Here is a 22,791-nt window from a genome sequence, read left to right as displayed (position 1 = left end):
GAAAAAACGACAAAAAAAAGCGCCAGACAATTCAAATGACTGTCTGACGCTTTTCTGCGCAGTTCTATAAATGGTTCCGAAACAGCATCTTTTTACGCTGGATAATGCGTATACTATGCCAGGAATCGGCACAGGAATGTCAACGCTTTTTTTAGGAAATCGCAAACCCAAAAGCCTAAGTTCTGTATAAACAAATAACCGCTCATTGGCTACTCCTTTCACGGCAGCCACGAGCGGTCACGCAAATAGACCCTGACGTGCGATGCCGTTTTTTTTATTGGCTTCCCAACAGGGTCAAAAAATGTATAGTTGTTTATTGATTACGCACTATAAACACATATCAATGCGCTTGATTGGGGAATGTAAAAATTTCTTTGCGCACGATAGAATATAGTTGAGGTGAACTATCATGCCGAAAGATGCTCTTGAACATCTGGGCAACTGCATTCGTAATGCGAGAAATGAATGCGGGCTAACCCAGCAGGAGCTTGCGGATCAGACTGGCAAAGGACTTCGGCATATTCAAAACATTGAAAAAGGGAGAATCAATCCTTCCTTTGAAGTCCTGGATGCGTTAATCAAACGATTAGGCATCTCTGCCGAAATTCTCTTTAATCCCGATATGGCAAAACAGGATGAGGACATCAAACACTTCCTTGGCAAATTTATGAGCTGCAATGAGGAAGAAAGAGCGTTCCTGTTATGCACCATGGATTGCATGGTTGAGCAAATTATCAAATACCGGCAGGCGCAGCCACAGCCGCAAGACTCCGAGTAAAACCAGTGGAACAAGATTTCCTTGTTTCTACTGGTTTTCTCATTATAATACGTTTATTTTGCAGAAGTTTCTTTCAATATTGACTAGTACATTTCGAGTACAACCGACTTTTTTAGGAAACATCGGCGCTGAAGCGTTTCAATATGTACGTCGTTTTGGAGAACTTCGCAGTTATATGGGGGATATTACTAAATCCAGCTTGACAAAGCAGCTTCGTGAGCTTGATAGTGATGATTTCATTTCTCGTTATGATTATCATGAAGTACCGCCCCGTGTAGAATATTCTCTAACTGAGTTGGTACAGAGTTTTATCCCGGTACTTAAGCACACGAAACAAAATTCTTATTGCTAGCACTGTTATACATCGGCATTTTTTTGGAAGTAGTTCAATTTAAAAGAAGGATTTCACTCCCGCATCAAATAATCGGTATTTTTGCCGGAACAGCTTTTATCCTTGAATATCTTGCAGGTGCCGCCTTTCAACTCATACTTGCAAAAATCAAAAATTGCGGAATCTGGAGCTTTCCGGACATGGTATTAACAAGTAATACCATGTCGTTACGAAAAGCAATTTATCCTGTATCATACTTATGTCCTTTATAAGTGCTTCAAGTTGACTCTGTATTCCCGCAAAGCTGCTTCATCAGCAGTTGCAATCAATCGTTCCAAATATTTGACCAGCTTTTTCTGATCCGTAGGAAGATTCCCGCGAACCTGAATCAGATTGGATGCGCCATCAGTAGCAAATCTGGCTTCTACAGTAAGATTTTCAATCAGGGTTTTCAGTTCAGCAAGTTTTTCAATTTCGCTTTCTTCCTTCCAGTTCCCTTTCTGAATTTCTTTATACAATTCAGAAGTGTTGTAAATTGTCAGCATGGAGGCGTCAATGATTTGGGGATGACACTGGTTAAAAACCTCTGCGGTCGCCTTAGCTCCAATTTCTCCACGGCCTGCACCAGAAATTCCGGTCAGATAGAAGAAATTGTAGCTGATTCCCGCTTCCTCCATCTTCTTACATTGTTCAATAATATCTTCCCGCCGATACCCTTTATTCATAAAAGCAAGAGCTTCATCATCTCCGGTTTCCACACCAAAAGTAATGCCATCATAGCCAAGAGCACGGAGCTCTTTCAATTCTTCCACCGTTTTATTTTTCACATCAGTTATGCGTCCAAAGCACCCAATCGACTTGTAATTCGGATAATATTCCTTTACCATCTTTGCCAGTGTTTTCAGCTTATCTGTGCTCAGGACAAACGGGTTTGCGCCAGTAAAGAAAATCCGGGGAACGTTCCTCACATAATGGCTTGCTTCTGCGAGATCTTCTTTCACTTCCGACAGTGGGGACATTCGGAATTTGAAAGGTAAGTCCTCATACAAGGTACAGAATTTGCAGGAATGGTGTGTACATCCTGCTGTAACCTGAATCAATAAAGAATAGGCTTCATATGGCGGTCGCCAAATCGTTCCATCGTAATGCATAAATTATATCTCCTTTCAAAGTCATGCGTTTTTAAGTATTTCCTGCCGTAAAATTTCGGCTTTATTTATCTGTTCCCACGGGAGAGATAAATCGTCTCTGCCGAAGTGACCATAGGCAGCAGTTGGTTTGTAAATCGGTCTGCGAAGATTGAGCCCTTTCATAATGGCAGATGGGCGAAGATCGAAATGTTCCATAACCAACTTTAATATTTGCTCGTCCGGTATAATGCCAGTGCCAAAGGTATCAACGAAAACAGAAACAGGCTTTGCTACCCCAATCGCATAGGCAATCTGAATCTCGCATTGGTGTGCGATACCGGCGGCCACCAGATTCTTTGCAATATAGCGAGCCGCATAAGCAGCACTGCGGTCAACTTTGGTCGGGTCTTTTCCTGAAAAAGCACCGCCACCGTGGCGGGCAAAGCCTCCATAGGTATCTACAATTATTTTTCGTCCGGTCAGTCCAGTATCTCCCTGCGGGCCACCTACAACAAAACGTCCGGTAGGGTTGATAAGGTAACGAGTATTCTTGTCTAACAATTCTTTTGGAATGACAGGAACAATTACTTTGTTAATAACATCTTTCTCAATCATTTCATGGGACACATTCGGTAAATGTTGCGTAGACAAAACCACGCTATCTACCCTCACAGCTTTACGTCCTGCATATTCGACGGAAACTTGGGCCTTTCCATCCGGCCCCAAATAAGGGATTGTGCCACTTTTGCGAACTTCTGCCAGTTTTCGTGTAAGCCGATGCGCCAGATAAATAGGGGTTGGCATGAATGTTTCTGTTTCATCCGTCGCATAACCGAAGACCATACCCTGATCGCCTGCGCCAATATCCGCATCTTTTCCGTAGCGTGTTTCCAACGCATTATTTACGCCCTGTGCAATATCCGGCGATTGAGCATGTAGCGCAGAAATTACTGCAATTCCATCGGCATTAAAACCAAAATCATTACCGGAATAACCAATATCTCTGACGGTATCCCGGACAACCTGCTCCACATCAACATGATTCAGAGCATTCGCAGAAATCTCGCCCATCAGGACAATCATTCCAGTTGTAGCAGATACTTCACAAGCCACATGTGCTTCAGGTTCTATCGCTAAAATTGCATCAAGAACAGCATCTGAAACTTGGTCGCATACTTTATCAGGATGTCCCTCTGTAACCGATTCCGAAGTAAAAAGTCTGTTTTCCATAAGCGATCAACTCCTTTTCTTTTTGCTTGCTTTAATGGTACTGTTATGCAATGATTTTTTCAAGTACGCAATTTTTTTAGTAGTAGTATCATTTTTTGTACTAATAGTGAAAATATTGTGTACATTGAAGTTCTGTTCTGTATATGCTATACTGTTAATGGAGGTGTATAGCGATATGGCAGAAAATAAATTTATGAATCCTGATATGATGACCAGATGTGTACCAATGAGTAGCCTTCAAGCTGTATTAGGTGGAAAATGGAAAATATTGATTTTGTGGTACATTGCTTTTTATAAAGTCCAAAGATTCAACGAGTTAATGCGTCGTTTGGATGGTATTACTCAATCTTCGCTGACAAAGCAGCTTCGTGAATTGGAACAGGATGGCTTTTTGCACCGTGAAATTTATAAAGAGATACCGCCAAAAGTAGAGTATTCTTTGACAGAAATGGGGCAGAGCTTTGTTCCAATCTTAAATCAGATGATGTTGTGGAGTGAAACAAATCTCTGTCCGCCTGATTATATAAATCCTTATGGGGATAATAAACTGTTGCAAGAGTAACAAAAGTATTTCATTCCATGAAAAATATAGTAGTAGCATAATTTCTAAGGAAAGAACCGAAGTCAGGATAATCTTTGCAAGCAATGGAAAGGGATATCCTTTTGCCCTCCAGCCCTTCGTGCTGGCTGGCGAAAGTTTATCCCTTTCTGCTTGTTGGGGAGTTCCCCAACCCCCCAGTAGAGTGCTGACACACCTCTGCCGAACACCACAAGTTTTGTGGTGGCTACGCTGCGCTTGAAAAAGAAAAGACCGGTAGCAATACATCAAAATGTTGCTACCGGATCTTTCAATACTTATAAAGTGGTCGATATTTAAGGTTAACTCATATCTTCTGCCTATCGGAAGCACGGTTCCAGTAGGAAATTGATGTGAGGGAGTACAATATACAGCACCAATCCCTTGAACTGTTGGAAGCCTGGAAACAATCAAGCCATTTTTATCTACTGGCACAGTCTGAATAATCAAATCGTTACTGATAAATATCGCAGCAGCTTTATTATATCCGGGTTCTTCCATTAAGATAGTGGGCTGATTTTTCCATAGTATTTTGCAGATATAATCTAACGATTGTTGAATGCCGGCGGTTATTATAATTTGCTCCTCACAACAACGTACACCTCGAATTCGTTCAAGATATAAGCGCAAATGATGGCGCAAATACCTTTCTCCTTACTTATCCAGATGCACAGATAACTTCGATTCGCTCTCTAAACGCTCCATACATTGAAGGGTATATTTTCGCCAAAGTTTTTTGGGAAACAGATCGCTGGTGTGAAAGATATTGCAAGATATACCGAACCCGTCCGACTGGGAAGACGTGACGAAAGAAACATAAAAGCAAAATCATTTGTCGGCTTTATTTACCGAGTATCAGCATGATATTGCATGGCATATTGACGAAAAAGAAATGGGGCAAAATATTAAAACTTCTGCCCCGTTTCAGTTGATTAATTGAAACATGAGGACAACTGGTTGGCGTAGGCGTGTGGTAGCCGTAAAATGTAAAAGATAACAGGTTTGAGCTTGTATTTGGAGAAGAAGTATGTTATACTTCAAAATCAATAAGAGAAAGCGATGAAGAGAACCAGTAGGTATCCGGAATTGTTACAGAGAGTCCCGTTTGCTGAGAGTGGATGCAAGGAAAGATATTTTGAGCAATCAAAGTTCCCGTACAGGAATCGAATAACGCCTCGGAGCTGCATACCGACTGCATTGTTTGACAGTGCTGAGACTATGATGGGAGCGCCCATTACAGCGCAGGAGTATCGATGGCTATCCGTACTTTTTTGTTTGAGTTCGCATAGGTATCTGTACTTATCAAGGCCTATGTTGTGAGATACAGGCGAACTAAGGTGGCACCACGGATTTTTAATCCGTCCTTGGAAACAGGGACGGATTTTTTTGTGCTCAAATTTTTGTCCCATGCAAAATATATTTCAAAAGGAAGGATGAAACATGAGCAAGACAAGTATCAAAATCAAAACATTGTTCGCCGAGCAGGCAACACAGATGGGGCAGGAGGTAACTGTCCGGGGGTGGATTCGTAACCACCGCAAACAGAAGAACATGGGCTTTATCGAATTGTACGATGGAAGCTGTTTTAAGTCTTTGCAGTTGGTGTACACTACAGAAAAAGATGTGGATGGTACATTGAAGAGTCTACACAATGGTTCCTGTATAGAGGCAACTGGAACCGTGCGACAGGGATTCCAGAACGAATTGATTGAGCTGAATGTGGCGGAGGTAACTTTGTTGGGAGATTGCCCGGAAGATTATCCCATGCAGCCCAAACGTCATTCCATTGAGTTTTTGCGTGAGAATGCTTACCTACGTCCTAGAACCCGACTGTTCCAGGCGGTATTCCGTATCAGAAGTGTAGCAGCACAGGCTATCCACAGCTACTTTACAGACAGAGGATTCCTGTATGTGCATACTCCGTTGATTACCGCTAATGATGCGGAAGGAGCAGGAAATACTTTTACGGTAACAACCCTTGATGTAGGTGGGACGAAATCTAATACTGAAATGAGCGTCGAAGAAGCCTTCAAAGAGGATTTCTTTGGTATGCCCACTTCCCTGGCGGTAACTGGTCAGTTGGAGGCGGAAGTTTTCGCTATGGCTTTTGGTGAAGTATATACCTTTGGACCCACATTCCGCGCAGAAAATTCTAACACCAAGACACATGCGGCAGAGTTCTGGATGATTGAGCCGGAGATGGCGTTCTGTGATTTGGACCGTCTGATGGATGTAGAGGAAGATTTCTTAAAGAGTATTTTGGGTTATATAATGGAGAGATGTGACGATGAACTGGTATTTCTTGAGGGCTTTTCTAAATTATCCTTGAGAGAGCGCATGCAGGCAGTAATTGATTCCAAGATTATCAGAGTGCGCCATGAGGAAGCAATTCGTATCCTGAGGGAGTCTGGCGAGGATTTTGAGTTTGAGCCCAAGTATGGCGAAGACATTGCTAAGGAGCACGAGAAATATCTCACTGAAAAACATTTCAAGGCTCCTGTGTTTGTCTATGATTGGCCCAAGGATATCAAGGCTTTCTACATGTATCAGAATGAGGACGGCAAAACTGTGGCAGCAGTAGATTTGCTTGTGCCGGGCGCAGGAGAGCTCATGGGCGGCAGTCAGAGAGAGGTGCGCTATGAGCGTTTGAAGGCAAGAATGAATGAACTTGGTATTTCAGCAGACAGTATGTGGTGGTATTTAAATCTGCGGAAATACGGTAGCTGTGACCATGCAGGATTCGGTATGGGCTTCGAGCGTCTGTTGATTTATGTGACCGGCATGGAGAACATCAGGGACGTGATTCCGTTTCACAGAACGCCGGGAAGCTGTGACTACTAGGAAGAAACTGCCAGTAGAAATTTTCAGGATGACATTGCGGTAACTGGCGTATATTTTTCAAGGGAGATTGACTATGGATAAAAAAATTGCTATTGTAACAGGTGGCAGTTCTGGAATGGGACTTGCCATCTCAAAAAAATTAAAACAGATGGGAATGGAAGTAGTCATTTTTGACATTCAAAATCCACCTGATGATTTTCCGTTTTATCATGTAGATATTCGGAATGATGAACAGATCAAAGCAGCAATATCGCAAATACCCAAAATAGACATTTTAGTGAACAATGCTGGTATCTATTTTGAAAAGTATCTTGAAGATACTACAAATGATGAGATTGATAAAATGGTGGATGTTAATATTAAGGGAACTTATTTAATAACAAGAAATGCTTTTCAAAAGGTCAAGGAAAGCAAAGGCAATATCGTCATAATCGCTTCATGTCTTGGCCTTGTCCCAGAATTGACCTCCCCGCTATACTGCACAACAAAAGCAGGACTAATCATGTTTACGAAATGCCTTGCACAGCAGTACGCAGATTGCGGAGTTAGAGTAAACTGTGTGTTACCAGGGCCGATAGATACCCCTCTGCTGCAAAAGAGTTTTTTGGATGAGGGCGCCGCTGAGCGATGTGCAAATCGTATCCCTATTAAAAGAATTGGACAGCCAGAGGATATTGCAAACATGGTGGCATTTCTTGTGAGTGATGAAGCATGCTATATTACAGGTGGTGCGTTCCCGGTTGACGGTGGTGTATCTTCTTCAAGTATGTATTCAAAATGAGCATAACAAAAGGCCGGAAGCTGGGCAATCGCCACAGCCTCCGGCTTTCTCTGTGCCTTAACGGTTTTTCTCTTGTTCTTTTTTCTGTTCTTTCTTTTCCTCCTGCTGGATTTGCAGAAGGCTGTCTACATTGGATTTGACCGCCTGCAACTCTTGGTTCTCCTGGCGCAGCCGCTTGTAATCTTCATAGGCGGCTTTTTTCTTTGTCAGCAGTTCTGTGTACTCTGCTTGTAAAATCTTGACCGTAGGCAATTTCTTTACGCCCTGGGCATCAAAGGCTCGTTTGGCGGCTTCGTGCAAAAGGATCTCCGCTTCATGGGCAGTTCGGAACGCTGGTTTGTCAGCGGCCTTTGTTCTGCGATAGGTTGCATAGGTGTCCCTTGTCTTGGCATAGTTGATGATGTGTGTCTTTAGAGCGGCGATCTGTTCCATGCGATGCTCCATGTGCTTGATGGAAGTAGAAACAGCATCAAAGTCAGCCGCAGCAGCTTCCGCTCTGGCGGCCAGCACATCGTATTCTGTAATGCCATGCTCGGTAAGATAGTTTAGGGTCTTGGCGGCTTCCTTCAGGTTGTGTATCTTCATCCACCGCTCCAGACCGGGGCCACGCCCCTGCAGGCGGGCCTGAATGTCCATGAGCAAATTGATACGGGTATCTTTCTGAAGATTGACCTTCTTTTTCTTGGGCAACTGGGTTTTTCTGATACGATCACACAGAGCTTCCAGTGTATAATCAGCCCCCAGCGTCTTGGAACGGGTAAAGCGTTCCTGACCCTGGGCACGGAATTTCAGAAATTTCTTGCTCTGGACGATCTCATATCCTTCCTGTCGCATTGCGTCCAGAAATTCATCGAATGTCTTTACCTTTGGCAATACCCGGTCAATGGTCTGCCGGAGTTGGGCTTTCCAGCTTTTTCCCATTTTTGTAGCTTTCCACTCCGCATAGTGCTTGCCTTTTTCTTTGGGTTCTTCGATAATGCTCAGTCCAAATTCCTGACATATCCGGTCATTGGCTTTCCGCAAAGGAATAAAGCTGTTCCGCACGTTATTAAACTTGTGGGAGCAGTCCAAGGTGGTGCTGTTAAACTCGATGTGATTATGGATGTGGTGCCGGTCTATATGAGTGGCCACAATGAATTGATGTTGGCCACCGGTAAACTCCAGCGCCAGCTTATAACCCAGCTTGTTGGCATTCTCTGGTGTAATGGTTCCCGGCTCAAAGGACTGTATCAGCAGATAGGAAATCACATCTTGATCAGGGGCACGCCTGCGCCCAGTGGTGGCGGTATAAATCTGTTTGGACACGGTAAATTCTTGCCATGCTGTTTCCGGGTCACATTGGTAGCCGGTTACAAGAAGGCCGCCGTCTGTTTTCTCTGGGTTCTTGTCGTAGTCAAGGCGGTCTTTCAGCACAGCAGCGATGCTGCGTCCCTCGCTGGCATGACGGGTTTTGATTTTTGAGATTGCCATACGGCGGCTCCTTTCCGTATAATTGAAAAGCGCAGGCCATATTAGCCTACGCTTTATTTTACATCTTTAAATTTGATGTTACTTGTTATCAGCATCTCATCATTCGAAGCAAATCGTTAATATCTATCAAAGTAATCAACTGATTTTGCCGATCTGCAAACTCTTTTGCATCTCGTGTAAATGTTGAAGATGTGACCAGCACAGCCTTATTTGCTTTTCGATCAGTTTGCACTCCTAACAAACTCCTCACAAGTTCAACACCTACCTTATGCTTCTTTCCATATTTTTTGCATTCTATCAAAATCATATAAGATAAACCTCCGACACTATGAGTTGCAATAATATCACAGCCTCCGTCTCGTGTTGCAGGAGTAATTGTCACATTAAAACCTTGTTTTTTAAACACCTCCGCTACTAATTCTTCAAACTCTCTTGAGGTTAAATTATATATATTTTTATTATTATCTAAAACTCTCTCAATATTGGAACGTGCAGTACAAACTTCTGAATAGATATAATCTTCTTCATACGCATCATAATCGAATTCAAAGTATCTGACCTCCACTGTCGGAGGTTGTACAAATTGTCCGCCACGGCACTCGTAAGAATCATAATTAAGACATCCTACTGGATATTCATATCCTCTGACAGAATAACTTAACCAGTTTCTACAATTATCGCACTGGCATTCACCATCGAAATCGTATTCAACTTCTGCGCCCATTTGTCTTTCGTACGAATATGTGTTGACATCCAAAGAATCTTTATCAATTACATGTACTTTTCCGCAGATATTACATTGAATAACCAAATCATTTCTTAAGCATAATTCCATATTTTTCACCTTCTATGCATGTGGGGTTGATTTCATATTGCAGTCATTATAAATTGTATCTCGTTGACTTAATTATACTAATTATCTGCGTTTTTGTACAGTCATAAAAGGGCACGGTAGCCTTTTTAGACCGCCGTGCCCGATGTGGGAAACACTCTTAAATTGCTTTCAGCATACAGTTTATATCGTCTACCTTATTGGTCAGCCAAGCCGCCGCCCCCGGCAGTCCGTAAGGGCTGATTGCCCATGCCAGAACACTGAAACCAAGGAAACCCTGCCACTCTCCGATGAACAGCATCAGGACACCGAACAGGAAGACGGCTCCGGCAATGATATTCAAGACCATACCGGAAAACAGGCAGAAGAACTGGGCAAATGCCACCAGCAGGGTCAGGATCAGGGTTACGGGAAACAGCGCCAGCTTTATCAAAATTTTCAGCATATCGGATACCTCCTTGAATAATACTTGTCGCAAGTTCAATATATTGCTTTAAAGCAATAAAGTCAAGTGGAACAAGTTACAAATCCTCAAACTTGGAGAGCAGGGAACTGAACGCTCCCCATAGCTCTCCATAGCGGGCTTTCAAGTCTGCGATATCCTCGCCATACAGATTACTGGTGCTGTTCACACGTTTGGCGATCTGGTTCAGGTTGTTGGAACAGGTGCGCAGCAGGGCGGCCAGTTCTTTTACATCCGTCATATCTACCCGGACAACATAGCCGTCCACCGCCATTTTCCTGAGATATGCCCGCTGGTTGTGGGTGCCAAGCTGTTCCATTTTTTTCTCAATGATTGCTTTTTCTTCGGGCGATACTTTGAAATAAAGGGGTATGGTGCGCCCGCTGCGTGGGTTCATTAAATCGCCACCTCCAATTCTTTGTCTTTCTTCGGGGCGGCGGCACTGGCAGCGGACTCCACACCCATACGACGCAGGAGCCGCTTGATGGAAGTCTTGCCGTCACGGGCCTGCCGCTCCCGGTCTTTCGGTTTATCTTTGCCGCCGATGTTCAGTGCCACATTCAGGGCATTCAATCGTGCGGACTTTTCGGCAAGTTCCGCTTCCTGGGGGAAAGGACGCTTGACCTCAATCTTGGCTTCCTCTGTCTGCTGGATCAGGTTTTCTAAAGATGCTTTGTACTTTTCTAGATTATCCTTCATAGCTTCCAGAGCGTTATCCAGACGGGTAATATTGCCGGAAGGGTCGCTGCCGGGTTCTACACTGTGGGACAGTTCATTCTTTAAAGTAATCTGGAGTTTCTGGGAAAAGCCAGTATCCGATATCCATAAGGTCATCGGAAAACCACGGTATTCGCCCAGTTCCACCTTGTCACTCAAATCCTTCAGGCTGTCAAAGGCATTGATGATAGCCTGACCAGCTTCTTTCCGCTCTGTGTAGGTCTTACCCATGACCGTCATGGAGAAGTGTTCCTTGTCGGGCGGCGTATGGGCTTCCAGATGCTTGATATCTGCTTCCAGGGCGGCAATCAATTCCTGTTCCCGTTTGATAGCCTGGGGAAAGAATTTAATCAGCTTATCTTCCAGAGAATACCGCTGATTTTCGTGGTTGGCCTTCAGCAGTTTCAGCTTCGTCACCTGTCCATCCAGTTCCGTCTTTTCCATGATACGAGGGTCGCCAGATGCCAGAGCCTTGACCTCTGCGTAGGAAAGAGCTGCTTCATCCACGTCCTCACAGGAACGGGAAGGATTCTTTCCGCTCATCAACTGGCCGATGAACTTCTGCTTATTCTCGATCAGGCCCCAGTTGTAGGCATCGAATGTACCTTCTGTTACATACTTGAAGATTTTGACGCTTTCAAACATATTGCCTTGGCGTAGGATACGACCTTCACGCTGTTCAATGTCAGCAGGCCGCCACGGGCAATCCAGATGATGAAGCGCCGCCAGTCTGGTCTGTACGTTCGTACCGGCTCCCATTTTAGAAGTGGAGCCTAAGAGGACACGCACCTGACCTTTTCTAACCTTGGAGAACAGTTCAGCCTTTTGGGTTTCAGTCTTAGCATCGTGAATAAAAGCAATTTGCTCCGGTGGGATGCCCTGGGCCATCAGTTTCTGCTTGATGTCATCGTACACATTAAAGGAGCCGTCCCCATGGGGCGTAGACAAGTCGCTGAAAACAAGCTGGGCACCTTTCTGGGGTTCCGTATCACGCCATACCTGAAGGACGTTGCCAACACAGGCATTGACTTTGCTTTCCGGGTCGTCGGGCAGTTCCGGGAATGCCAGCCGCTGATCCAGTGCCAGCTTACGGCCATCCGACGTAATCTTGAGCATATTGTCCTCTCTGGGTTCTACCAGCCGGTTTCGCACATCCTCCGCACGTTCTCCCAACTCTGCGACCAGTTCTTTCTGGAACTCGCTGGGCTTCGTAACCACAGTAATGTTTTCCGCATGAGGTACGGGAAGATTGAGCATTTCTGCCGTCTGAATGTCTGCGGACTCTTTCCACATGGCCATCAATTCAGGTAAGTTAAAGAACTTCGCAAATCTGGTCTTGGCACGGAAGCCGCCGCCCTCCGGGGCAAGCTCCAACGCTGTAACAGTTTCGCCAAAGGCAGCCGCCCAGCTATCAAAATGGTCAAGGCCGGTTTCTTTCAGCAGGTCATACTGGAGATAGCGCATCATGGTGTAGAGTTCCACCATGCTGTTGCTGACAGGTGTGCCAGTCGCAAAAACAACGCCACGGCCACCCGTAATGTCGTCCAGATACCGGCACTTAGCAAACATATCGCTGGACTTCTGGGCTTCGGACTGGCCGATGCCCGCCACATTGCGCATCTTGGTTGTTAAAAAAAGGTTCTTAAATCCGTGGGCTTCATCCACAAACAGCTTATCAACGCCCAATTCCTCAAAAGTGATTACATCGTCCTTGCGGCTCTGGTCATTGAGTTTGGACAGCTTGGCTTCCAGTGATTTCCGGGATTTCTCAAGCTGTTTGATGGTGTAGCGTTCTCCGTTTTCCCGTTTGGCTTCTTCAATACCGTCGATGATCTGGTCGATCTGCTCCCGCAGAAATTCTTTCTGCCGTTCCGGGGAAAGAGGGATTTTTTCAAACTGGGAGTGCCCGATCACGATAGCATCATAGTCACCGGTGGCGATACGGGAACAGAACTTTTTGCGGTTCTGGGGTTCAAAGTCTTTCTTTGTGGCAACCAGAACATTGGCACCGGGATAGAGCCGCAGGAAGTCTGCGCCCCATTGTTCTGTCAGATGGTTGGGCACCACCACAAGGTTTTTACGGGACAGCCCCAGCCGTCGCCCTTCCATAGCAGCCGCCACAATCTCAAAGGTCTTGCCAGCGCCCACACAATGGGCAAGCAGGCTGTTCCCGCCATAGAGCATACGGGCAACAGCATTTCTCTGGTGGGGTCTAAGGCTGATTTCCGGCGACATACCGGCAAAGCGGATATGGCTGCCGTCATACTCGCGGGGCTTGATGCTGTTGAAGATCTCATTGTATTTCTGGCACAGGACTTCACGGCGCTCCGGGTCTTTCCAAATCCAGGACTTGAAGGCTTCACGCACCATTTCCTGCTTCTGCTGTGCCAGCATGGTTTCCTTTGTGTTCAGGACACGTTTTTCCGTGCCGTCCGCATCCTGCACGGTGTCATATACCCGGCAGTCACGCAGGTTCAGGCTGTCCTCGATGATGGCGTAGGCGTTCTTGCGCTTGGTGCCGTAGGTCACATAGGCCAGCGTATTGTTTGCGCTGTCCCTGGTTTTTCCGCTGACATTCCACTCGCCGGTGGCTGCGGAATAGTGGGCGGCGATGGTATCGCCTTTTAAGTATCCCGGCGTCTTTAGCAGCTCATAGATGAACTGGGTAAAATACTTCGGTTCAATCCAGGTAGCGCCAATCCGCACATCAATCTCTGCCGCAGACAGGTCTTTGGGCTGGGACTGTTCCAGTGCAGTCACGTTGACGGCATAAGCAGGGTCACGTTCAGCCGCATCCCTGGCCGCCGCCAGCTTCTTTCTGACGTTGCCGGAAAGGTACTGGTCAGCGGTTTCCCAGCCCGCCAGCGGGTCATTAAAACTCTTTTCCGGGTTCTTGAAGATAACGCCCGCAAGTTCCTCTGCGATCTGGGTTTCCTGCCCAGGCCGGTCTAACAGACCGGCCATAAAGGTCAGGTCAATACCGGCCCGTTCTCCGATGGAAACTGCCAGTGCTTCCGTAGGCGTATCCACATGGTCAACGCTTTTCTGCTGGTTGATGGTGCGCTTTGTGAACATATCCGCTTTGTGCTCCAGCTTTCCGTCCTCGTCCAGAACTTCCAGAGAACACAGCAGACAATAAGAGCTGTCCTGTTCAAAGGCACGCTTGTTGCCGGTACTGTTCAGCAGTCCGTTCTTGGCGATAAACTGGTCATAAGCGGTATTAAGCTGCCCCTGCAGGTGGCTAATCTGTTCATCGGAACAGCCATTTAACTGGGCTTCGATCAGGTTACGGGTAATGTCACGCAGGCCAATCATGCCACGGATACGTTCTGCCGTAGCTGCCGGTACTTCCACAGGTTTCAGGCTATCGTTTTCCTTGTAGAACAACTTGCCGCCCACTTCGGTATAGCTGAAATTACGCATCTCAGCAGGTGCGTCCAGCACTTCGGGCATTTCCATTTCTGGCTGATCCGCAGCCTGGGTAATTAGGGTGCGGTCTGGAGTGTCCAGATGGCTGATTGCTTGGGTAAGCTGTTCCTTCAGGTCAGCGCCCTCGAAAGGTTTACAGGTGGTTTCTTGCCCATAAGGGCCAGTTTCCCATGCCATGGAACCTAAGACCATTTCCGGGTGCTGTTCAAAGTATTTATTTACGGGTACACCGTCTGCGGTCTGTCCAATCTGTACCCAGTCGGACATCTGCTCCGGTGGACTTTTCCGTTTTTGCAGGAAGATGATGTCGCTGGTTACTTCCGTACCGGCATTTTTTAGGAACGCATTATTGGGAAGTCGGACGGCTCCCAAAAGGTCAGCCCGCTGTGCCAGATACTCCCGGACAGCCGTGTTTGGCTTATCCAGGGTTCCCTTGGAAGTGACAAAGGCCACGATACCGCCAGGGCGTACCTTATCCAGTGATTTTCCAAAAAAATAATCGTGGACAAAGAAATGTTCCTTATCATACCGGGCATCGGCAAGCTGATAGTTGCCAAAAGGCACGTTGCCAACGGCAAGGTCAAACCGGTTGTCAGCAAAGTTGACCCGTTCAAAACCGTCCACCGTGATATGCGCCTGGGGATAGAGCTGCTTTGCGATACGGCCTGTGATGGAATCCAGCTCCACACCGTAAAGGTCGGCGTTTTGCATGGACTCCGGCAGCATACCAAAGAAATTGCCGGTGCCCATGGCAGGCTCCAGCACGTTTTTCGGTTCCATACCCATCTGTTCCACAGCCTGATAGATGCTTTCAATGATGACCGGTGCGGTGTAATGGGCATTCAGGGTGGAACCTCTGGCGGCGTCATACTCTGCCGGGGTCAGCAGTTCTTTTAACTCAGCAAATTCCGATGCCCACTTGTCATTGGCACTGTCAAACGCCTGGGGAATGCCGCCCCAGCCAACGTAACGGGATAAGGTTTCCTGTTCTTCCGGGGTGGCACTGCGGCCATCGGCTTCCAACTGCTTTAATAGCCGGATTGCGGTCACATTGGCCTGATATTTGGCTTTCGGGCCGCCAACGCCCAGGTCAGGGTCGGTAATGCGGAAATTCTGTGGTTTGGTTTCCTGCGGCTGTTCCGGTGTAAGTTCTGTCTGAATGGAAAGAGGGGTTTCCTGTGCCGCAAGGTCAGCAAGTTCCTGATCCTGCGCTTCCTTTACCAGTTCCCGCACATAGGAAACAGGCTCATTACGGAAAATCGGGAAACCAGTGCCCTGGGAAAAGGTATCGTCCCGCAGGCTGACAGAACCGAAATCATAATCCACGCTGTCAATGGTGTAGGTTCGTCCGTCATCCGCAATTTGCATCCCAATGGGGATATAATCGGCAACATCAAGTACCGTCAGGACTTCGTAGGTTTCTCCTTCCGGGTGGGCAAACAAGGCACTGTTGCCATGCTGACGCAGTTTTTCGCCAAGATATTGCCAGCTTGCATCGGAGCCGGTAACAGTGGTTTCGCCAAGCCCTGGGATTTCTCTGGTAATGACCTTCGTGCCCAGAGCTTTTGCCGCAGCTTCGGCGTCTTTTCCATAAAACAGGTAAAGATCATCCACACGGACACCTGCCACATAGCCCGGATGCTCTGCTTTCAGCCGTAAATATTCCTCTGTCAGAGGGGTAAGGTTAGGTTCCGGTTCGGGGCTTTCTGCCTGCTCTGGTGCGCCCGCACGGGCTTCGTTCTCAGGCTGTTCTGGCTGTGTAGTATCTGTAACCCAGGCAGGTGCATCTGGTTCCGCTTCGTGCCGCTGCGGGGCTGTGCGGCTATCTGTCAGAACGTCCTGATAAGTTCTCTCCAGAATGTCCTCAATCAGATATTCCCGGAAATCCGGTTGTGCAATATAGGCTTCATAGAGAGCCTGGTTGCCGTCCTTTGCTTCCTCCAGAAGTTCATCTACCTTTACGGCCAGTTCTTCCGTTGCGTCCAGCACATCCGTATCCCTGTCACGCAGGAATGGATAAATCTCGCTTTGTCGCACCAGTTCCGTCAGTTCCGGCAATGCCTGTTCATAGAGCTGCCGGGGTGTAAGGGGCACCTGTTCCTTGGCTTGTGCCAGCACTTCCTGATGGAGCCGGGTATGGAAAGACGGCACATCAAAGTAGGCTTTGGTCAGTTCCAGCACATTGACCGCCAACACCGCACGTTTGATGGCAGCATCGCCCTCAATCTTCAGATTCTGCTCGTCAGCATTACGGAGTGCATTGACAAAGGCTTCGTTCTGCAACACCTGAGATAAGATGACCGGCTGAAAATCGTGATAGATGTCACGGATGGTACGCTTTTCAGGTTCGGGAATGGCAGGCTGCTGTGCCTGTTCCGTTACATTGTCCGCGGCCGGTACCGCATCCAGACGCAGCCCATGATTACGGCTGTCTTTTTCCAGTTCGGCATCATAGTCTTTTTGTGAAACGACACGACCAATCCAAGGACGTTCCAGGTCTTTCAGATAAACGTCATAATCGGTCTGACGCTCGATCTGGTACGGGTGCCCATCATCAAGATAAATGGTCTTGCCAGTTTCACGGGAATAATGATGGGGTTCTGGTGCTGTCTGCACGGTGCCGCCGGAAAAATCAAAGGAAAGCTGTTCCGGCTCATTGGCCTTTGCAGGCTTTTTGCTGTTTCGCACCAGTTTCTGCAAGGCAGCTTTCGCAGCATCTTTGGGCTGTTTTTCTGCTGTCTTTTTAGGTGGTGCTGTCTGCTGGGCGGTATGGGTCTGTTTTTCTAACAAAGAGAACGTACCGTCTTTATAAGCACTCAGGCGGTCATAGGCTTTCACACAGGCATCATAACCACGGGTTTCCGGAGTCATGGACTGTAAGCCGTCACGCATAAGAGAAAGCAGTTTTTCCATCTGGGCAGGATCATCAAGCATCTTCCGAACCTGCTTCCAACCGTCAAACATATCTGACTGGTATGGACGCTGTTCCTTGGCTATATAGTAGAAAAAGGTATCCACATTACGGGAAAGGATATGTCGCTCATACTCAGGAAACCGGGCTCTATCCTCCGATGTCAGATAGCGGTCTGATTCCATCATCTGGCTGATACGACGTTCTGCCTGGTTCCAGTTCAAGAAGGTTTCGGCATATTGTTTGCCGTAACTGCGCTTGATTTTCATGCCCTTGGCGTCGTGCCAGGTGTCCCGGATGGAGCTGCCGCCGCCACCTGTGCCGAAAGACTCCTTCAGGTGATCCTGCCGCTGTTTGCGGTCAGGGTGGTTTTCAAAGAAAACGTAAGTCGCCAGCTTGCTGTCGGAGTAGCTGCCGCCAGGAGCCAGCACAGCATTGATTTCGTCCTCCGTAATGAAGGAAGGGCGTTCTTCTTTGAAATCCGCAGAAAGCGGGAACTCTCTGGCAGGAAGCATAAGCTGTTCCAGCCGCTTCTCAATGTTGTGGGGGCGATGGAAATGGAACCGCAGCACACCCAGGTTCTGGTCATAGACCTGACAAAAGGTTTGCAGTTCCTTGTGGATAACGGCCCGTTCTTCGGGGTTGTTCAGAAGCTGCGCCAGTTTTGCGGTGGCATCCGGAAAACCGTCTTTTTCCCTGTAGACCTCATTCACAAGGGGAAGAAGGTTTGCTTCATGGGCGGCATCGCTAAAGTCCTGCCGCAAATACCAGAGTTTTGCAGCCAGTTCGGAGATCTCGTTATCACGGGTCTGTCGGGCACGTTCCGCAGAAAGATAGTGACCACTTTCCACAAGATTTCGGGTGCGCTGTTCAACCTCTGTCCAGGATAGACGCAGGCTTTCCTTGTCGTATCGGACACTGTTTCCGCTGTTAATAGCAAGTCCGTTTTCATCAAACCAAACCGCATAAGAAGTACCGTTGACGTGAAAACCACGGCCACCGGTGCCGTATTCCTGCCGCAGATAAGCCGCCATCTCATTGGGAGATAAGCCTGCCTGATACCGTGCATAGATACGCAGCGCCCCAGCTGGTTCATTGGTTCCGGCAGACAAAATCCTGTCTACTGCCTGCTCTGGAACCATGCCCACAGAAAAAGCAGGAGCCTTGGCCTCCGCTTTAGACTGTGCGATCTGTTCAATTTGTTCTTCTACCGTAGGGAAAAGAGATAGCTGGGTAAAGGTGGCTTTGGTATCGGCAAACGGCCCATCCAGCTCCAAAGACGAAAGAACGGCAGGCTCGCCGCCTGCCGTTTCACTTGTATTTAGCTGTAAATCAGGTCTGCCGTCACGATTTCCTCGGCTCTCTGCCGGATGTTGTTCATTCTCTGCACCCATTCCATCTGATTGGATGCTTTCAGGGCTTCCGTCACGCCCTCGCTGGCTGCCAGTTCTCTGGTCAGGCTGTCTATCTGCTCGTTGGCTGTCCTGTCGATCTCCGTCAGGTGCGTCCACAGGGTTCCTTTCAGAAGCATCGCCGTGTAGGTTCCTTTCCGGTGTTCCATCAGGTATTTTTCCCTCGCTCTGCCGAACCGGGTCAGGGTTTCCGGTTCCTCCGGCTTGCTGTCCATCATCAGGTTCGGAATCAGATAGCCGTTCCGGTTGGTGTATGTCAATTTGCTCATCTCTGCCGCTCCTTTCGCACTTTAAAGTGTTAAACTGCTCATTTTCATTATAGGACACTTCCTGCTGTTTGGCAAGTGTTTTTTTCGCCTGTTTGACCTGCTCCAACTGGATATTGCGGATAACCTCGCCAACCTCCAGCAAAATAGAGCAATTGGCTTCGGCAGTAACAGTGCCCAGGCAGGCCAGGGTGCCAACATTATTGAAGTTGGTAATGCCACGCAGATCGTCAGCGTCAATATACCGGGAAGCGTCAAAGCCGCAGCGGGTCAGCACCGCATACTGGACACTGGCCCGAATGGTGTCCCGGAATATTACTTCGATATTCTGGTCGTCCAGTTCCTCCAGAAAACTGTCTGCCACTTCATAGTGCAAGTCACGGAGATATTCACCGTAATTTTCTTCCACCACACGGGCAGCGGCTTCCATCAGACTGTCGCCCAGGTCGTTTCCCTCAGAGATATGGAATATCTCTGAAAGCCGCTTGATGATTGGAGCATGGTAGCTCTCGTTCATCTGCCACAGCCAGGGGTCTTTGCCGCCCCGTACCTTGTGGGTATCCGCAACATCGTGGACATTCTGGATATAGGGTTTTCCGCCTGTGCCTTTGCGGATCAGGCCGATTGCATTGGAACCGGCATTGACCCAGCGGTGCATCTTGTTATTCCAGACGCCGATTTCCGCACAGGCGGTAGCATTAGGGCGCTGGGCGTAGATAAGGAGCTGGTCGTCAAAGTCATAACTTTTATAGAAGCGGGAAGCCGTGGTCAGGAACTTCTGCCAGTTTTCAGGCGACCTTGTGACTTCCTGCTGGGTTTTCTGGGCCAGATCTGAAACATATAGGAACCATCTGTCTGCCATTGTGACCTCCTTTCAGACGCAAAACACCCGGAACCTGCAAATACGAAGTTCCGGGTGTGGTTATGGTTCAATTATTGGTTTTCTTTCTTAGCCTGTTTCGCCAGATACCGAATCATTTCTTCTGGTGTAGGGATTTCCCCTTTGCACGGCACCCGGTTCTGGTAGGCTTTCGTAATCTCATTTTGATTCAGAGGATTGGTGTAGGCTTCTGTGATGGTGGCCTGTATCTCTTTGCGCACCTCCTTGGCGCTTACCCCGTATTTCTTTGCCACCTTACGGTATATTCTCCTCATGCTCATAAAAAATCCCTCCTTTGTAAAAAATATAATCGCTCGGACTTTTCAATTATAAGCGAAAATAACGCTCGTTTCAACACAAATAGGCGCTATAATCGCTCGGTTTCGACGGTTGCATGAATTATGATTATCACATAAGGAGGGATGAGCATGGAAGAACAATTTATCCGTGACCGGATTTCCAGGCTGAGGGAGGACAAGCAGGTTTCCGAACGAAAAATGAGCCTGGACTTAGGCCACAGCACCAGTTATATCCGCAGCATCACATCTGGCAGGGCACTCCCATCTATGAGCGAGTTCCTCTATATTTGTGAATACTTGGGTGTTACGCCAATGGAGTTTTTCAACGAGGAGAAGTCCACCACGCTGACCCAGCAGAAAGCGATTGATTATATATACACGATGTCAGACGAGGACATCAGCCTGATGATTGGTTTCATCGAGAGAATGAAAAATGCGGATAAGTAGCAGACGGTATCAAAAAAGCAGATACCGCCTGCTTTTTTATTGCCTACGTTGCTGGTTCTTTCGGTTCATTTCCTCCAGCACCTTTTTCTGTGCTTCGGACAGCACCCTGGGCGGCGTGATCTTGATCCACTTCTTGGGCAGTTCAAAGGAAAGACCGCCGTGCCGGTTGTTATCTGTCTGCCTGACCTGCGCCGGATGGCTTTCACACAATCCCCGCAGGGTATTCTGCAAACCGGTGTTATGGGTATAGACCGAAGCGGTGGCTTCCTTCTCATTGTAGAGAATAATGGTTTCCTGTTCATATTTTGTCAGTCCCATAGGCGTTACCTCTGCAAATCCTTGCGCTTTGCCGGTGGTTTTGGGGAGGATGGCTGCTCCGGCTTTTTGGCAAGCTGTTCCCGGATAGAGGGTTTCTTTTCCGATTTCTGGGCTTCCTGTTTGGGCTGCTGTTTGGAAAAGTCCTTCTCCCTCATACGGCGGAAAGCGGTAATCTGTCCATGCTCATCTTTGACAGCGGTATACATCTTCGGGGTTTTAAGCATCATACCGTCCAGACTGATACCGCCATAGTAGTTGCCGTGGGCATCACGTTCTTTCTGAAGCAGCACAGTCTGGTCGGTCAACTTAAAGCCCTCCATCTGGTGCTTAAAGACAAGGCCGCAGGTAATCTGGCCCGCCTGGGCAATCCCGATTTCTTTTCCAACCGGTTCAAAGGGGTTCTCCACCGGGGCATCCTCCACCACACGGAAAGCGGTAGGATTGCCGCTTTTGCTTCGCTGTGCCACCTCATAAATGTGGGGGTCAATATAGCGACTGTCCAGGGCACGGTTGGAGGACTCATAATAATCCGGATTGGAAGCACAGGGCGAAAGCAGGATACCGCCTTTGACGATGTACTGGTCTTGGGTAATCTCACTGGGTTCGATGTAGCGTTCAAACCTGCCAACCGGCACCACACGCAGAAGGGGCGCTTCCTGGGTCTTCAATGCTGCCAGAGCCGCCAGCCGTTCTTTTTCCGCAGTATCCGCCTTTTCCATCAGGAACTCGTAGTCAAGCGCTTCCAGATTGGCATCCTGCCAGCCTTCATCAGAAAGCAGTTCATAGATAGCCTGTGCCATGGAAAGTTTCGGATCGTCAAGCTGTCCGCCGTCCAGTTCCGCAAAATCAGCGTTATAGAATGTGTAATCATAGCCATTATCACTGGTCTGGATAGCCATATAGCGGGAACCGCCGTCAAGGGAAAGTCCGACCTGTTCCTGGTCAGGCAGGTTGTTCAGGATGCCATCAATGTGGTTATAATTCTGTTCCTGGGTCTTTTCGACAGTTTCGATGTGGCTGGGGTTATTTGCGGAAGGCAGCAAGCCATACTCCCGAACCTGTTTCGGTGTCAGGGACTTTGGATATTCCAGATAGCCAAAGGCTGTAACTGTACCTTGCTCGAATTTCTGTGGCGCAATGGTAAGTCGGTTCACATCAGAACTCCCCATGTAAGGATAAGTGCCGATGTTTAGGGCTTCCTGCGTAATGTAATAGCGGAATTTGTCCGGCTCCTGTTTGAAAAAGGCCGGGACTTCTTTGAACCCGAAGCTGTCCACATAATGGGCAGTATCTTTCCCGGCTTCGTGAAATACAATGATGTCCGATACGGAAAGGCTGTGTCCACGGAAGTCTGCCGGATGATCGAAATTGAATTTATCATAAATCTGGTTTAACTTCTGAACCGTAGTCCCGTTCTCAGGCAGCGGAGCTGAATAGATTTTCTCATAATTATCGAAATCCACGAACAGTCCAAATCGCTCCAAGCGTTCCAGCGGTTCAAAACGATGGAAATGATATTCCTCGCCACGCTTAATCTGGTAGATGGTAAAAGTGTTATCCCGCATTTTATCTGGCACCAAACCATGCCACACTCCACCAAATTAAAAAGAGGCACAGCATAAATTATTCTGATGGATTTTTCATCAGATTGCTTTATGCCGTGCCTTTTGTGTTATCAT

At 47.6% G+C, this 22,791-nt stretch carries 16 protein-coding genes; 6 read left to right on the top strand and 10 right to left on the bottom strand.

Annotated features, from left to right (window positions below; all coding sequences use genetic code 11):
• Positions 1-409: 409 nt before the first annotated feature.
• Both FYJ45_RS18980 and FYJ45_RS32790 read left to right on the top strand, forming a co-directional pair.
• Positions 410-778 carry a helix-turn-helix domain-containing protein gene (locus FYJ45_RS18980; protein ID WP_154466639.1) on the top strand — a complete coding sequence of 123 codons (369 nt, stop codon included), beginning with the start codon at positions 410-412 and terminating at the stop codon, positions 776-778.
• A 79-nt stretch (positions 779-857) separates the two neighbouring features.
• Positions 858-1,130 carry a winged helix-turn-helix transcriptional regulator gene (locus tag FYJ45_RS32790; protein WP_408609510.1) on the top strand — a complete coding sequence of 91 codons (273 nt, stop codon included), beginning with the start codon at positions 858-860 and terminating at the stop codon, positions 1,128-1,130.
• A 245-nt stretch (positions 1,131-1,375) separates the two neighbouring features.
• Here the strand turns inward: FYJ45_RS32790 and FYJ45_RS18970 are convergent, their stop codons facing one another.
• Together FYJ45_RS18970 and metK are read right to left on the bottom strand one after the other, a co-directional pair.
• Positions 1,376-2,260 (bottom strand): radical SAM protein, encoded by an 885-nt coding sequence (locus FYJ45_RS18970; protein ID WP_154466635.1) that lies wholly within the window; start codon positions 2,258-2,260, stop codon positions 1,376-1,378.
• A 21-nt stretch (positions 2,261-2,281) separates the two neighbouring features.
• Entirely contained in the window at positions 2,282-3,469 is a 1,188-nt protein-coding gene (gene metK, locus FYJ45_RS18965; RefSeq protein WP_154466633.1) for a methionine adenosyltransferase, read from the bottom strand.
• Positions 3,470-3,644: 175 nt separating this feature from the next.
• Here metK and FYJ45_RS18960 point away from each other — a divergent pair, with 175 nt between their 5' ends.
• The 3 genes from FYJ45_RS18960 to FYJ45_RS18950 all read left to right on the top strand — a co-directional run bounded on the left by FYJ45_RS18960 (position 3,645) and on the right by FYJ45_RS18950 (position 7,668).
• Positions 3,645-4,031 carry a winged helix-turn-helix transcriptional regulator gene (locus tag FYJ45_RS18960; RefSeq protein ID WP_154466631.1) on the top strand — a complete coding sequence of 129 codons (387 nt, stop codon included), beginning with the start codon at positions 3,645-3,647 and terminating at the stop codon, positions 4,029-4,031.
• Positions 4,032-5,486: 1,455 nt separating this feature from the next.
• Entirely contained in the window at positions 5,487-6,887 is a 1,401-nt protein-coding gene (asnS, locus tag FYJ45_RS18955) for an asparagine--tRNA ligase (protein WP_154466629.1), read from the top strand.
• A 73-nt stretch (positions 6,888-6,960) separates the two neighbouring features.
• Complete coding sequence (locus FYJ45_RS18950) at positions 6,961-7,668, top strand: SDR family NAD(P)-dependent oxidoreductase (RefSeq protein ID WP_154466627.1); 708 nt, start codon at positions 6,961-6,963, stop codon at positions 7,666-7,668.
• Between the two features lie 57 nt (positions 7,669-7,725).
• Here the strand turns inward: FYJ45_RS18950 and FYJ45_RS18945 are convergent, their stop codons facing one another.
• The 6 genes from FYJ45_RS18945 to FYJ45_RS18910 all read right to left on the bottom strand — a co-directional run bounded on the left by FYJ45_RS18945 (position 7,726) and on the right by FYJ45_RS18910 (position 20,329).
• On the bottom strand, positions 7,726-9,138 hold the full coding sequence (locus FYJ45_RS18945; protein WP_154466625.1) for a relaxase/mobilization nuclease domain-containing protein: 1,413 nt from the start codon (positions 9,136-9,138) through the stop codon (positions 7,726-7,728).
• Between the two features lie 88 nt (positions 9,139-9,226).
• Positions 9,227-9,973, bottom strand: a complete 747-nt coding sequence (locus FYJ45_RS18940; RefSeq protein WP_154466623.1) for a restriction endonuclease — start codon at positions 9,971-9,973, stop codon at positions 9,227-9,229.
• Between the two features lie 157 nt (positions 9,974-10,130).
• Positions 10,131-10,415 carry a CD1845 family protein gene (locus FYJ45_RS18935; protein ID WP_154466621.1) on the bottom strand — a complete coding sequence of 95 codons (285 nt, stop codon included), beginning with the start codon at positions 10,413-10,415 and terminating at the stop codon, positions 10,131-10,133.
• A 76-nt stretch (positions 10,416-10,491) separates the two neighbouring features.
• Entirely contained in the window at positions 10,492-10,830 is a 339-nt protein-coding gene (locus FYJ45_RS18930) for a plasmid mobilization protein (protein ID WP_154466619.1), read from the bottom strand.
• Positions 10,830-20,030, bottom strand: a complete 9,201-nt coding sequence (locus tag FYJ45_RS18925) for a helicase-related protein (protein WP_330588755.1) — start codon at positions 20,028-20,030, stop codon at positions 10,830-10,832. The genes FYJ45_RS18930 and FYJ45_RS18925 overlap by 1 nt, the downstream gene beginning before the upstream one ends.
• Positions 20,031-20,101: 71 nt before the next feature.
• On the bottom strand, positions 20,102-20,329 hold the full coding sequence (locus FYJ45_RS18910) for a sporulation initiation factor Spo0A C-terminal domain-containing protein (RefSeq protein WP_154466613.1): 228 nt from the start codon (positions 20,327-20,329) through the stop codon (positions 20,102-20,104).
• 147 nt (positions 20,330-20,476) lie between these two features.
• On the opposite strand from FYJ45_RS18910, the gene FYJ45_RS18905 reads away from it, so the two are divergent.
• Positions 20,477-20,794 (top strand): helix-turn-helix domain-containing protein, encoded by a 318-nt coding sequence (locus FYJ45_RS18905; protein WP_154466611.1) that lies wholly within the window; start codon positions 20,477-20,479, stop codon positions 20,792-20,794.
• A gap of 36 nt (positions 20,795-20,830) precedes the next feature.
• On the opposite strand, the gene FYJ45_RS18900 is transcribed toward FYJ45_RS18905, so the two are convergent.
• Positions 20,831-21,112, bottom strand: coding sequence for a hypothetical protein (locus FYJ45_RS18900; RefSeq protein WP_154466609.1), 282 nt, complete (start codon positions 21,110-21,112; stop codon positions 20,831-20,833).
• A gap of 5 nt (positions 21,113-21,117) precedes the next feature.
• Positions 21,118-22,677, bottom strand: coding sequence for a YodL domain-containing protein (locus FYJ45_RS18895; RefSeq protein ID WP_154466607.1), 1,560 nt, complete (start codon positions 22,675-22,677; stop codon positions 21,118-21,120).
• Positions 22,678-22,791: the final 114 nt, after the last annotated feature.

The organism is Eisenbergiella porci (genome assembly GCF_009696275.1).
Lineage (GTDB): Bacteria > Bacillota > Clostridia > Lachnospirales > Lachnospiraceae > Eisenbergiella > Eisenbergiella porci.
Note: the sequence above shows the minus strand (reverse complement) of the source record. Positions and strands in the feature narration are given on the sequence as shown.

Bases quoted from the DNA above. Each gene is read 5' to 3' on its own strand.
- FYJ45_RS18945 (WP_154466625.1), bottom strand. From the start codon at position 9,138: ATGGCAATCTCAAAAATCAAAACCCGTCATGCCAGCGAGGGACGCAGC.
- FYJ45_RS18900 (WP_154466609.1), bottom strand. From the start codon at position 21,112: ATGGGACTGACAAAATATGAACAGGAAACCATTATTCTCTACAATGAG.
- FYJ45_RS18950 (WP_154466627.1), top strand. From the start codon at position 6,961: ATGGATAAAAAAATTGCTATTGTAACAGGTGGCAGTTCTGGAATGGGA.
- FYJ45_RS18905 (WP_154466611.1), top strand. From the start codon at position 20,477: ATGGAAGAACAATTTATCCGTGACCGGATTTCCAGGCTGAGGGAGGAC.
- FYJ45_RS18910 (WP_154466613.1), bottom strand. From the start codon at position 20,329: ATGAGCATGAGGAGAATATACCGTAAGGTGGCAAAGAAATACGGGGTA.
- FYJ45_RS18935 (WP_154466621.1), bottom strand. From the start codon at position 10,415: ATGCTGAAAATTTTGATAAAGCTGGCGCTGTTTCCCGTAACCCTGATC.
- FYJ45_RS18925 (WP_330588755.1), bottom strand. From the start codon at position 20,030: ATGGCAGACAGATGGTTCCTATATGTTTCAGATCTGGCCCAGAAAACC.
- FYJ45_RS18980 (WP_154466639.1), top strand. From the start codon at position 410: ATGCCGAAAGATGCTCTTGAACATCTGGGCAACTGCATTCGTAATGCG.
- FYJ45_RS18930 (WP_154466619.1), bottom strand. From the start codon at position 10,830: ATGAACCCACGCAGCGGGCGCACCATACCCCTTTATTTCAAAGTATCG.
- FYJ45_RS18960 (WP_154466631.1), top strand. From the start codon at position 3,645: ATGGCAGAAAATAAATTTATGAATCCTGATATGATGACCAGATGTGTA.
- metK (WP_154466633.1), bottom strand. From the start codon at position 3,469: ATGGAAAACAGACTTTTTACTTCGGAATCGGTTACAGAGGGACATCCT.
- asnS (WP_154466629.1), top strand. From the start codon at position 5,487: ATGAGCAAGACAAGTATCAAAATCAAAACATTGTTCGCCGAGCAGGCA.
- FYJ45_RS18940 (WP_154466623.1), bottom strand. From the start codon at position 9,973: ATGGAATTATGCTTAAGAAATGATTTGGTTATTCAATGTAATATCTGC.
- FYJ45_RS18970 (WP_154466635.1), bottom strand. From the start codon at position 2,260: ATGCATTACGATGGAACGATTTGGCGACCGCCATATGAAGCCTATTCT.
- FYJ45_RS18895 (WP_154466607.1), bottom strand. From the start codon at position 22,677: ATGCGGGATAACACTTTTACCATCTACCAGATTAAGCGTGGCGAGGAA.